This is a genomic window from Nesterenkonia sandarakina, from assembly GCF_003003175.1.
In the GTDB taxonomy this organism is placed as follows: domain Bacteria; phylum Actinomycetota; class Actinomycetes; order Actinomycetales; family Micrococcaceae; genus Nesterenkonia; species Nesterenkonia sandarakina_A.
In genome coordinates this window covers 51,260-63,297 of sequence record NZ_PVTY01000008.1, presented here as the reverse complement: position 1 = coordinate 63,297, position 12,038 = coordinate 51,260, and the positions used below count along the sequence as shown (strand labels likewise).

Genomic DNA, 12,038 nt, shown 5'->3' with positions numbered 1-12,038 from the left:
CCCGCCGATGACGTTCAACGCCGCCCGAGGGCGACGCGTCAGGTCCTGCTGAGCAGTGGTTCTCCCATTTTCCTGACATAGAAATGTAGCGAGCCTGATATATATTAAGAATCAATGTTTGCCACGGCTTCTCATGGCGATATGTCCCGGCAGAGTGCATCACTAAGAGGCAACAGAAAGAACGAGATATGACGCAGCGCGACCCAGCGAGCTACCACGCCGAAGAACTCAGGGACCCGTCCCTCCACACAGACGTTCTCCGCCACATCGCTTACTCTCGCCCAGACCTCTGGGACGCGGTGCTTTACCATCCGAATTGTTACCCGGAATTGGCGAATTACATCAGCCAGCGACGTGGCGAGCAGCCCCAGACAATTCCGACTCACATCGAAGCGCAGCCACAGCGCGAGCCCAATCCGCACGCCCAACAGATGTCAACAGGGGCGAAGGCATTCGCTGCTGGCGCAAGAGGGTACTTCAGTGAGACGGTGCTTCCCGCGACCAGGAAGGCTGCCCAGACGACGAACCAGAGAATCGGCGACCACAGCGCCAAGCCAGGCGCCGCGCCACAGCCGGTGTGGCGACTCTGGGTCCAGATCGCGCTGGTGGTGCTGGCATTCTTTGGGACCATCGCCCTGTTTCTGCCCATCGCCTCAGTGTCAGTATTCGGCTTTAATGAGAGCTTCAACTACTTCCATGGCGAGGCCCCCAGCGGCGAGGGAGCCATCATGCTCACTGGCTTCATCCTGGTGATCCTGGCTGGAGTGGCAGCGGTCCTGCTCCGTGTGACCTGGGTCCGTATCACGGCCGCAGTGCTGGCCATCCTGGTTGGCCTGCTCAGCGCGATCAATGGCTTTGGCACGATGGCTGCACTGGGCAACGAACCGATGGTGTCGCTCGGTGCTGGCATCGTCCTCCTTGCCCTCCTGGGAGTTGCGCTGATTGCGGCAGCCGTGGTCACGTTGCTGCCCGCGAGGAAGAACGTCACCCCACCGGCGGTCGCGCAGTACTGAGCCACACATCGCAGGCTAGCGACCCCTGAGCCGAGACTCTCTGAGTCCTTGGGTCAAGGGCCGCCATTATGCTGGGGGCGTTGAGCACACCCGGATGAGGAGTCTTGTGGAGCAGTCATGGCAGCACCTCGAAGCCGCGGTCACGCGTCTCGCCGCGGACCAGCCCTTCGCGCTGTCCTGGGAGATCCGCGCGATCGGCACCGGTGAAGTCATCGGTCAGGACTCCACCCGTGCCGTCGCCTCCTTCAGCACCCGCAAGGTCAGCGTGCTCCTAGCCTGCCTGGCGCTGGTCGAGACCGGGGAGCTCAGCCTGGAGGACCGCTCGATCATCACCGAGGAGATGAAGGACGGCGTCCAGGCCGGAATCATGCGCAGTCTCTCCGCCGGGATCTCGCTGAGCCTGCGCGACTCGCTGCTGCAGATGATGAGCACCTCGGACAACATCTGCACCCAGCTGGTCTTCGCCGCGATCGGCTCGGTCCGTCCCGACCCGCTGCAATGGGTCAACGACTACTGCGCCTGGATGGGTCTCCACGCCACCCTGCACCGCGAGATCTTCCCCCGCACCGGCGATCTCACCTGGAGCCACTCCCTGGACACCCTCACCACGACGACGGCGCGGGATCAGTCCCACCTGCTGGAGCAGCTGGGCCGCGGGTGCATCGACGAAGGCGCCGCCGCGCAGCTGTTGCTCTCGAAGGAGCTGTGCGAGTTCGCGCGGGACGCGATGCTCGGACTCTTCACCCCCGCACTGGGCGTCGCCTGCACCCAGATCCGGTTCGCGGAGAAGAACGGGCGCGGACTGCGCAGCCTCTCCCAGGTCGGACTCGCACTCGCGACCTCGGGTGCACCGCTGGCCGCGGTCGCCGCCTATGCCGAGAACATCCCCACCGCGCTGCCCTCCGGGGTTCCCGGGCGAGTCGCGGTCTTTGATCTGTTCGCCGAGCTGGGACTGGCAGTCGAGGAGTGGGCCCGTGGTCGCTGAGCTGAAGATGTTGCGTCTTGAGGAATGCGTGTCTGCCTATCCTGAGCTGCGTTTCGCCGTGGGCGCCGCCGGATCGGCTGGGGAAACCGGGTCTGCGGGCTCTACCGGGGTGGTTACCGCATCCCATGCTGATGAGCCGCATGACCTCGCCGGGACGGGCAAGCTGCTGCTCGGCCTGACCCTGGCCCACCTGGGTGAGGGCGACGAGGGCCTTCTGGAGCGTCCGATCACCGTCACCGCGGAGCATCGCGCCGGAGCCCGCACGGGCACGCTGCGCCTGATGACCGGGGAGCTGACGCTCAGCGTGGATGACGCGGTGAACCTGGTCCTCTCCACCGGTGACGGCGCCTGCGTCCTTGCGCTGTTGGACTTCGCCGCCGCTGAGGGAGTCGACCTGCTCGCCGAAGCACAGAGCCTTATCGCCTCGCTGGGACTGCATGCGGTGCAGCTCTCCGGGTTGGAACGTGATGAGTCGTGGGGCGAGGGGCTCATCGGCACCACCACCCCCGCCGCGACCCTTCATCTGTTGCGCGCCCTCGGCACCGCCGACCACCCCGAGGGTCGCCCGGCCGAGCCCCCAGTCGTCTCTTCCGAGACCCGCCACCGGGTCCATGCCTGGATGGGCAAGGTCTTCGAACCCGCCGGCCTGGCCTCGGCCCTCCCGGGCTTTGGACCGAAACGAGTCCCGCATCAGACCCTGTCCGGCTGGGAGCTCACCGCGGCAGGCGCGCAGCGCGGCTACAGCTCCGCGCTGTCCCTGCCGAACCAGGGAGGGGAGTGGGTCCACGTGGCGGCCCACCTGCCGCCGTCGTCGGCTGGTGTGCTCTCTCCACGGGACGTCTCTGCCGTCCTGGGCACGCTGGGCTTAACGGCGTACCACTGGACCCGAGACTGACTCCTGCCAAGATCCGCGACCAGCTGAGGCACTCGCGGTGAGCTGACTACCATCTCCGGATCATGGATATCGCCATCGACAACGCCCAGCCACCTGACGTTCGGTGGCCGCCGGCCAGAGCGCGTCTCCGCGTCGGCAGCTTCTCATTCCAGCCTTCTGCGATCGCTGGCCTTCGACCCTCAGGCCCGACTCCGATCCCCGGCGCCGATCTCACACTCTGATCCGTGAGTGTCCCGAACGTCCCGGACCAAGCCCTCCGCAGCGGCTGCTGCTGACGGCCCCGCCATCGCAGCTGCTGACACTCGATGAACCGACGAACGCCTTCGATATCACCAGCGTGGCACAGCGGGTCGAGACGCCCGATACCTCCCGTGGTGCTGATCATCGTGAACCGCGCCAGCGGATTTCTGACCCGGTTGTATCTGGATTCGGTGATCGAGATCGACGAGGCCGATCGGCTTCGACAGCGATCGGCGCGCCAGCAGTTTCCACAAATTGTCGACCCCGGGGTCCCGGACCGGCGGGGAGTACGGAGCGTCTGCCAGGGCAATCACCATGAAGTCACCAGGCAACGCTCATAGGTTGGGGTCACGTGCCAAGTTCTTAAGGGTACTGACAGCGAATCTTTGTAAGGAGTCACATGCTGACGACACTGCATAACCTCGGCCTCCGTTCCGAGCACGCCTACAACGCTGCACTGGTCTCGGTGGGACTGTCCTTCGGGAGCTGGACCGTCTCCCGCTTCAAGAAGGACGATTCCAAGCCACAGGCCGACCGCTGGGGCATCTTCGTGGGCCACTGGGCCCCCACCTTCTTCGGTCTGGGCCTGGCGCTCTCGCAGTACGAGAACAAGGGCAAGAAGCGCTGAATCTGAGGTTTCCTGAGCGGGGTGCTGTCGATCGTCGGCAGCACCCCTCTGTGTGGATGGACTTTCCGCTCCTCGAGGTATGTCGCGGCGACGCCCTAACCCCGTCACGGATTCACGTTCTATTCTAGTCTTTACGTAATTACGATATCCCGATACGTTGTGGTCATGACTGACGACGCTGCCCTCCGAGACCTGACGACCCGCTTCGACCAGGTGGAAGCCAGACTTGCCGCCCTGGAGTCACCGCAGCCGCCGACGTCGGCCGCTGATCAGGACGAGATCTTCTGGGCATTGGAAGGGCTCAAGCAGCGCACTGCCGATTCGTCCGGAGCCGTGCTGATGACCGGTGCCGTCACGGTGCCGAAGGGGCATCACGCGCACTGGCAGATGCAGGGCTCGGTGCAGGAGATGTTCGCGACCGACTTCGCCTCGCGAGCGGAGTCGCTCTCCGCCCTGGCGCACCCGGTCCGTCTGCAGCTGATCCAGCGTCTGCTCACGGACGCCTCTACCGTCGAGGAGATCCGCGACGCCGGCGACTTCGGCACCACCGGGCAGGTCTACCACCACCTTCGGCAGCTCGTCGCTGCCGGATGGGTCACCACGCTGGGCTCGGGCCGCTACGAGGTGCCGCCAGCGAAAATCGTGCCGCTGCTGGTGATCCTGCTGGGAGTTGACCGCTGATGCGGCGCCGGATCTCGGGCCTTCGTCCACTCTGGCTCGTCACCGCGTTCGTCAGCATCGCCCTCATCAGCCTGCACTCACGGCTCGCACATCCTCTTCTGGACGCGGTGCCGCCCCTGGTGCTCTCCGCTGCGCTCTTCTTGAGCGGAGTCCTGTACATGATCAATCCGAAGACCCCTGAGCATGAAACTCACGTGATGTCGGCCCCGGTGCGGGGCCGCTGGGCTGCGCTGAACACACCGGGTCAGCAGCTGCCGAGCCATGGGACGCGATTCCTCGGGCAATACTCGGCGGTCGATATCCTGCTGCCCTCGACACCTGAGACCCCCGCGAAGGTCCGGCGTGCATGGCGGAACTCCAAGCCACAGGAGTACCTAAGTTTCGGTGAGCCCGTGTATGCAATGGCCGACGGCGTCGTCGTCCGCACGAAGTCGCGGGCTGCCGACCACCGGGCCCGGAACACCTGGCAGGGCCTGGCTTATCTCATGACCCTCGAGGGCATCATTCGATCGCTCGGTGCACCCGGCTCGCTCTTCGGGAACCACGTGCTCGTGGAGCATGACGATGGCGCGGTCGCTGCGTATGCCCACCTGCGGAAGGGGAGTCTGCTCGTGGAGGTCGGGCAGCGCGTGAGCGCGGGTAAGCAGCTCGGCGAGATCGGCAACAGTGGAAACTCCTCGGAGCCGCACCTGCACGTGCACCTCATGGATCGGGTCAACCCCCACGCAGCGGCTGGATTGACGATGACCTGGGACAACATCGCCGAGTCCGGGGGGATCGAACCCTCCCTGGCGGAGGTCGTGAAGGACCCTGCGCCGAACGCGATCCGCACGATGCCGCGCAATGGGGATATCTTCCACGCCTGACGCCGAACCTCGAGCCAGGACCAGCACAGGTGGAAACACCGCCGTCCGTCCCGGTGATTCACGCGGGGTGAGTCGCGCGGACGAGCGGCGGTGTCCACTCCGGCAAGCGGATGCGTCTGCCAGAGGTTGAAGTCGCTAGCTGATGCCTTCGACGAGGCTGATCTGCAGGGATGCCCCATGGATGCCCCCGCGGGTGTGCCCACGGCGTCCGCCAACATCGATGGCCACCCCACCGCGCCCGCCGCCCCGATCGACCCGCCCGTCGATCGTGATTCCCGAACGCGTCAACCGTTGCGGACCCCACTACTCAGAGTTACTTTGTACTGGTAGTCAACATCACTGAGTAGCGCGAAGGGGTGTCATGGGAAAGCAGGCGACGGAGATGCTCAAAGGCACTCTCGAGGGCATCGTCCTCGCGCTCCTGGCCGACCGCGCGGCCTACGGCTACGAGATCACCGCCTGGCTGCGCGACCAGGGTTTCACCGACATCGCCGAGGGCACCGTGTACGCGCTGCTCGTGAGGATCGAACAACGCCGCCTCGTGGACGTGGAGAAGGTCCCCTCCGCGAAGGGTCCGCCGCGCAAGGTGTACTCCATCAACGCGCAGGGCCGCGAATACCTCGACGAGTTCTGGAGGACCTGGAGCTTCCTGGCAGAACGTCTTGAACAGCTCCGCAAAGGGGAGAAGTAGACATGGCAGCACGTTGGATCGAGAAGGTCACCGGATCGCTGGAGGACAAGAAACGTTACCGGCAGTACAAGGCCCGCCGCGAACAGCTCCCGGGCAGCTACCGCACCGCCATCGAAGCGGTGGAGCGGTACCTGATGTATGCCGGGGCGATCGCCACCGGCGAGGTCCTGGTCCAGATGCTGGAGGACCTCGTAGACCTCTTCGAGCAGAGCGCCGCCGACGGCACGCCCGTCAGCGCGGTGGTGGGGGAGGATCCGGTGGAGTTCGCCGAGACCTTCCTGGCGAACTACTCCGACGGTCAATGGATCAACAAGGAGCGGGCACGCCTGGTGGCCGCCATCGAGCGCGCCGAGACGGAAGCCGCCGCCGAAGCCTCGCAGGAGGGTCGGGCGAACGGATCATGAGCATCGAGACGGCCTCCACGCCGACCATCCGCGTCCAGGGGCTCGAGAAGTCCTTCAAGGACCTGCACGTGCTGCGCGGAGTGGACTTCGAGGTCACCCGTGGCAGCATCTTCGCGATGCTGGGCTCCAATGGCGCCGGCAAGACCACTGTGATCAAGGCGCTCTCGACCCTGCTGGCACCCGATGCCGGCACCGCCACGGTCAACGGTTTCGACACCGCGACCCAGTCCGCACAGGTGCGCGAATCGATCAGCCTGACCGGTCAGTTCGCCGCCGTCGATGAGGTCCTCACCGGCCGAGAGAACCTGGTGCTCGTCGCCAAGCTCCGGCATCTCAAGCACCCGAAAGCCATTGCGGATGAACTCCTGGAACGCTTCGACCTCACCGAAGCCGGGGGACGCCGGGTGGCCACCTACTCCGGCGGCATGCGCCGCCGGCTGGACATCGCGATGAGCCTGATCGGGGATCCGCCGGTGATCTTCCTCGACGAGCCCACCACCGGCCTGGATCCCGAGGCCCGGCTGGAGGTCTGGCAGACCGTGCGGACGCTCGCCGCCGCCGGCACCACGGTGCTGCTGACCACGCAGCAGCTTGAAGAGGCCGAACAGCTCGCCGACCGGATCGCGATCCTGCACGGCGGGCGGATCCTCGTCGAAGGCACCCTCGCCGAACTCAAGCGGCTGCTCCCACCGACCGAGGTTCAGTACGTGGAGAAGCAGCCCGCGCTGGAGGACGTCTTCCTGGCCCTGGTCGGTAAGAACGGAGACCCTACGATCGACGGCGCCGACGCAGAAGGCGCCCACCCCGACGGCACGCACCCCAAGGACCTGCCATGACCGCCCAGCTGACCGGCGACACCGTCACGCTCACCGGACGATCCCTGCGCCATATCCTGCGCAGCCCCGACACGATCATCACCACCGCGGTGATGCCGATCGCGTTCATGCTGCTCTTCGTCTACGTCTTCGGCGGCGCCATCGAGACCGGGATCGCGACCGGCACCGACGCCGCCACCGGACCATACGTGAACTACCTGCTCCCCGGGATCCTGCTGATCACCATCGCCTCGGGCGTCGCCTACACCTCCTATCGGCTGTTCATGGACATGCAGGGCGGCATCTTCGAGCGCTTCCAGTCGATGCCGATCGCCCGATCCTCGGTGCTCTGGGGCCACGTGCTGACCTCGGTGATCGCGAACCTGATCTCATTGGTGATCGTGGTCGCGGTGCCACTGATCATGGGGTTCCGCTCCGGAGCCGGGCTGCTGGCCTGGCTCGCCGTGGCCGGGATCCTGATCCTCTTCACCCTGGCGCTGACCTGGATCGCGGTGATCGCCGGTCTCTCGGCGAAGACCGTGGACGGGGCCTTCGCCTATCCGCTGATCTTCCTGCCGCTGATCAGTTCTGCCTTCGTCCCGACCGAGACCATGCCGGGCCCGGTGCGGGCCTTCGCCGAGCACCAGCCGGTGACTCCGATCGTGAACACGATCCGCGACCTGCTCGCCCAGCAGCCTGTCGGCTCCGAGATCTGGATCGCCCTCGCCTGGTGCACCGGCCTGCTCATCGCGGCCTACCTGCTGGCCCAGCTCAGCTACCGCCGCCGCGTCTCCCAGCCGAGCCCGCGCCGTCGTCGTCGGCTGTCTTGTCCGCCGTGACCCAGGTGGCTGTGATGTCATGGGGCTACGGGTGTTCACGATCAACTACAGGAGTGACCCATGCGGGCGATCTGGTCTGGCGAAGTGTCTTTCGGGTTGGTGACGGTGCCGATCAAGCTGTATTCGGCCACGCAGAGCCATGATCTGTCTCTGCATCAGGTCCATGAGGACGACGGCGGCCGGATCCGCTACGAGCGCCACTGCGAGGTCTGCGGCGAGAAGGTCGACTACAAGGACATCGACAAGGCCTATGACTCTGGGGAGTCCTCGGTGATCCTGACCAAGCAGGAGCTCGGCGAGCTGCCCGCAGATGACTCCAAGGAGATCGCGGTGGAGCAGTTCGTGCCCGAGGAGCAGATCGACTCCATGGTGCTGGACAAGTCCTACTACCTGGAGCCCTCGGGCAAGTCCGCGAAGGCCTACGTGCTGCTGCGCAAGACCCTGGAGGAGTCCTCCCGGGTCGCGATCGTGACGTTCACGCTGCGCAGCAAGACCCGGCTCGGCGTGCTGCGAGTCCGCAACGACGTGATCGTGCTGCAGGGGCTGCGCTGGGCCGATGAGCTGCGCGAACCCGAGTTCGAGGTACCGAAGTCGCGGCTGACCAAGAAGGAACAGGAGATGGCCACCTCGCTGGTGGACTCCTACGCCGAGGACTTCGACCCGGAGCGGTTCAAGGACGAATACCAGGACCAGCTGCACACCCTGGTGGAGGAGAAGCTCGCCCACGGCGAGGACATCGACACCGACGCGACCTTCGGGAATCTCGAAGACGAGGACGACGGCGACGGCAACGTCATCGACCTCATGGAGGCGCTGAAGCAGTCGGTAGATTCGCGGCGGAAGAGTTCGGGCAAGGGCGCGGGGGAGTCCGGGTCGAAGGGGTCATCGAAGGGTGGAGGATCGAAGAAGCAGTCGGGTGCCTCGAAGGGTGATTCCAGCGATAAAGGTTCAGGTGAGAAGAAGAAGGCCAGTTAGGTGATATCTCTATCGAACCAGAATGATCGCTTGGCGCTACTTGGCGCGGCGACGTAGCATTAATTACGTATGGTACGTTGTAATCATCTCTCCCTAGAGGTGCATTATGCCCCACCTGTTGCTAGCGCAGGTGGGGCATATTTGCGTGCCGGTGGTTATAGCCGTTTTAGAACTTCCTCCACAATTCTGCGTTGCAGTCTGAGCTGATAGAAGCCCTGGAGCGTCTCAAGCAGATAGCCCGCATTGCGCTCTACCAGATCTTCTTCCCATTTGTTCAGTTCGATGCTCTCGGTTTCCAGGCTTTCGTTGGTGGCCTGAGATCTCGACCGTGGGAATGGCTTACCGAAGTTCATTTGCGCTTGAATATCCGCAGGGGTCGGTGAGGGGGTTGAAGCACGGGATGAGGCAGTGATGGTCAATTCGTCATCAAGGCCTCCAAACCCGGGATCGGGTTCCGTTTCCTCAACGTCTTCGTACTCTTCCAGCTCCGGCTCATCGATGACAGTGACGTGCTTGAAGGCGTCCCCGATGATTGCGGGAATCTCGCCGGAAGGAGCGATCACATCCAGTCGACTGGTCGTGCGAGTCAGGGCGATGTACAGCAGACGGGCCCCATTGTCTTGCTCCAAAATCGTTTGTGGTGCCACGACGACAACCGCATCGAACTCCAGCCCCTTGGACGACTCTGGCGTGACGAGGTTTATAGATCTCCCCAATCCGCCGGTCGATGAATCGGTCCATTGGAGCTCCAGTCCGTCGAATGCCGCAGTGATGGCGTCCCACTGCTCGGCAGGAGCAATGACACCCACGAACCTGCCCTTGGCACTGTGGTGACTGGCCACTTGTGCGACCTCGTTGGCAACTTGCGTGTGGGCCACGACGAAGAGTTCCGGTTCCGCCTGTGCTTCACGAACGATCGTTGGTGCCTTGATGTCGGGGGCCGCCTGAGGGAGTAGCTCCTGTGCGATCGCATAGACCTCCCGTGGGACTCTGTACCCGTGTTCGAGGGTGGCCTCGTGAACGGGGGCATTCATGCGGATGCCATCGATGATGTCGCTCCAGCTGTTCCGTGCGAAGGGCCCAGTTGACTGCGCGATGTCACCGACCAGTGTCATTGACCCATTCTTCGAGCGCCGTCGAAGGGCAAAGATCTGCATGGGAGAAAGGTCCTGCGCCTCATCCACGACGATGTGCTCCCATTCGTCTTGGCGGGGGTTGATGTTCGAGGCGGCTTCATCGATCAGACCGAGGTCTGCCACGGTCCATGGTTCGTCCGATATTCTTTCCGCCACAGGTCGGTAAAGCGCTTCAATGGAGGATGCGTCAAGGTGTTTTCCTCCAGCACTCGTCAGCCGAATCTTGGATCCAAACAGTTCTCGAACGTACTGAGTGGCTGAAAGCTGCGGCCAGAGCTTGTTGACCTCAGAGTCCACAGAGCGGGGATCGACAATGAGAGCGGCGTCGCCTCTGACACCTGCCAGCTCGGCTGCACAGTGTTCAATGATTCGTTCCTTGAGCTTCTCGCGACCGATGCCGTAGTACTCACCGCGCAGGGACTCAATATCCTCCGTCACAGTCTCGGGGAGAAGGTTGATGGTGGATGCCGAATTGCGCCGTCGAATGCGGAGTGGTCCGGTGGGCCGTTTGATGCGGTCATTAAGTCCTTCGGCGATCACGTCTGCCATTTCTGCGGAGCCTTTGAGGCGGGCGACGTAGTCCGTCTCTATGCCGCGAACTTTCAAGTCCCGCTGAAGCATCTGCTGAATCGATGTTTGCACGACGTGCTGATCGCCGAGGCCCGGAAGCACGTCCTTGATGTACTTCGTAAAGGCCGGGTTGGGACCAACGACCATGAGTTCTTCTGGACGGAGTGAGTCCTGGTACTGGTAGAGCAGCCAAGAGGCTCGATGGAGTGCGACGGCGGTCTTGCCTGTACCGGGGCCGCCCTGAACGACGAGAAGCGTGTCCTTATCGGTGCGGAGGATTTTGTTCTGTGCTGCTTGAATTGTCCTGACAATGTCGCGCATGGTCCCGTCGCGGGAGGAGGACAGGCTGTTCAACAACGCGTCGTCGACGTGCACCTTGCCAGGAAGCTTCTCGATCTTCTCCCTGAGTTCAGCGAGAAGCGTGTCTTGAAGTGACTCGATTCTGTTTCCCCGAGTATCGAACGCGCGCTTCCAGCTGACGCTCATGGGATCTTCGGGAGATGACTCGTAGTATCTGCTCGCAACTCTTGTGCGCCAATTGATCACAAGGATCTCTTGGTTGTCACTGATCAGGGTGTTGCCGATGTAGTGCGTGCGTCCGTCCTCGAGGGTCATTCGCGCGAACGCGACAGCCGAATCCTCTCCGAGTGGGGTGAGCTTGTCGTACCCGGTCTTGAGTGCCCTCCGATCGGCGGCAGTGGCGACAGAACCGTAGCTTCCATCTCGATGCTCGATTTTGGCTCGGTGGACGTCCATCGCATTGTCGAAGTAGTCCTGTTCTAACTGGATATCCTCGACATTTTTTCCAACAGCCATATTGCGATCCCTCTAATCGGTGTCTATCGGTGTGACCGGGCTCATTCTAAGAGGTGACACTGACATGGTGAGTTGCATTCGTGGAATGTCCAGGGATCGGATCATAACGAAGTCGATTGTCGCGTTAAATTGTGCACTTGGTTAGTCGGAGTCTCAGCAGGTATTGGGAAGATCGCCTTCGGTCAAGAGACTATGCATCAGACTCGTCGGATAGTTGTTCGAGGGGTCGTTGATCCGATCCAGGGCAAGACAAGTCCGTTGTGGTGTCTTCAGACCCTGGCGTCGGCGCGACCCATGTGGCTCTTGAGCCTGGCGTCTGGACGGCTTACCCCAAGAGGGCAACCATCGAAAGTGCTGTCCAGGCTGGCTCGCACATCGATTGGCTCGCGTCGGTCGATAAATTCATCTCTGAGTATCGCAACGGTGAGCCTGCCATCATGAGTTGCTGGTAGGCGCTTCCGCACAGCGCGAATGCCGTTCGAGA

At 63.2% G+C, this 12,038-nt stretch carries 12 protein-coding genes; 11 read left to right on the top strand and 1 reads right to left on the bottom strand.

Going from position 1 to position 12,038, the window contains the following annotated elements; genetic code table 11:
- Positions 1 to 188: 188 nt before the first annotated feature.
- From BCL67_RS07915 to ku, 11 genes are all read left to right on the top strand, one after another.
- The gene (locus tag BCL67_RS07915; protein ID WP_106122903.1) at positions 189 to 1,013 is read left to right on the top strand and encodes a variant leucine-rich repeat-containing protein; all 825 of its coding nucleotides are present in this window, start codon (positions 189 to 191) and stop codon (positions 1,011 to 1,013) included.
- A 106-nt stretch (positions 1,014 to 1,119) separates the two neighbouring features.
- Positions 1,120 to 1,998, top strand: coding sequence for a serine hydrolase (locus BCL67_RS07910; RefSeq protein ID WP_181255935.1), 879 nt, complete (start codon positions 1,120 to 1,122; stop codon positions 1,996 to 1,998).
- Between the two features lie 28 nt (positions 1,999 to 2,026).
- A complete protein-coding gene (locus BCL67_RS07905) occupies positions 2,027 to 2,893 on the top strand; it encodes a serine hydrolase (protein WP_181255934.1) in 867 nt (288 codons plus the stop codon).
- Positions 2,894 to 3,533: 640 nt separating this feature from the next.
- Positions 3,534 to 3,761, top strand: a complete 228-nt coding sequence (locus BCL67_RS07900; RefSeq protein ID WP_058888562.1) for a hypothetical protein — start codon at positions 3,534 to 3,536, stop codon at positions 3,759 to 3,761.
- Positions 3,762 to 3,926: 165 nt separating this feature from the next.
- A complete protein-coding gene (locus BCL67_RS07895; RefSeq protein ID WP_106122900.1) occupies positions 3,927 to 4,442 on the top strand; it encodes an ArsR/SmtB family transcription factor in 516 nt (171 codons plus the stop codon).
- A gap of 158 nt (positions 4,443 to 4,600) precedes the next feature.
- Positions 4,601 to 5,308, top strand: coding sequence for a M23 family metallopeptidase (locus BCL67_RS07890; protein WP_181255932.1), 708 nt, complete (start codon positions 4,601 to 4,603; stop codon positions 5,306 to 5,308).
- Between the two features lie 361 nt (positions 5,309 to 5,669).
- Positions 5,670 to 5,999, top strand: a complete 330-nt coding sequence (locus tag BCL67_RS07885) for a PadR family transcriptional regulator (protein ID WP_106122898.1) — start codon at positions 5,670 to 5,672, stop codon at positions 5,997 to 5,999.
- 2 nt (positions 6,000 to 6,001) lie between these two features.
- Positions 6,002 to 6,403 carry a DUF1048 domain-containing protein gene (locus BCL67_RS07880; protein WP_106122897.1) on the top strand — a complete coding sequence of 134 codons (402 nt, stop codon included), beginning with the start codon at positions 6,002 to 6,004 and terminating at the stop codon, positions 6,401 to 6,403.
- On the top strand, positions 6,400 to 7,239 hold the full coding sequence (locus tag BCL67_RS07875; RefSeq protein ID WP_106122896.1) for an ABC transporter ATP-binding protein: 840 nt from the start codon (positions 6,400 to 6,402) through the stop codon (positions 7,237 to 7,239). The genes BCL67_RS07880 and BCL67_RS07875 overlap by 4 nt, the downstream gene beginning before the upstream one ends.
- The gene (locus BCL67_RS07870; RefSeq protein ID WP_106122895.1) at positions 7,236 to 8,057 is read left to right on the top strand and encodes an ABC transporter permease; all 822 of its coding nucleotides are present in this window, start codon (positions 7,236 to 7,238) and stop codon (positions 8,055 to 8,057) included. The genes BCL67_RS07875 and BCL67_RS07870 overlap by 4 nt, the downstream gene beginning before the upstream one ends.
- A gap of 60 nt (positions 8,058 to 8,117) precedes the next feature.
- Positions 8,118 to 9,032, top strand: a complete 915-nt coding sequence (gene ku / locus BCL67_RS07865; protein ID WP_106122894.1) for a non-homologous end joining protein Ku — start codon at positions 8,118 to 8,120, stop codon at positions 9,030 to 9,032.
- Positions 9,033 to 9,187: 155 nt separating this feature from the next.
- On the opposite strand, the gene BCL67_RS07860 is transcribed toward ku, so the two are convergent.
- Positions 9,188 to 11,554 carry a HelD family protein gene (locus BCL67_RS07860; RefSeq protein WP_106122893.1) on the bottom strand — a complete coding sequence of 789 codons (2,367 nt, stop codon included), beginning with the start codon at positions 11,552 to 11,554 and terminating at the stop codon, positions 9,188 to 9,190.
- Between the last annotated feature and the right edge of the window lie 484 nt (positions 11,555 to 12,038).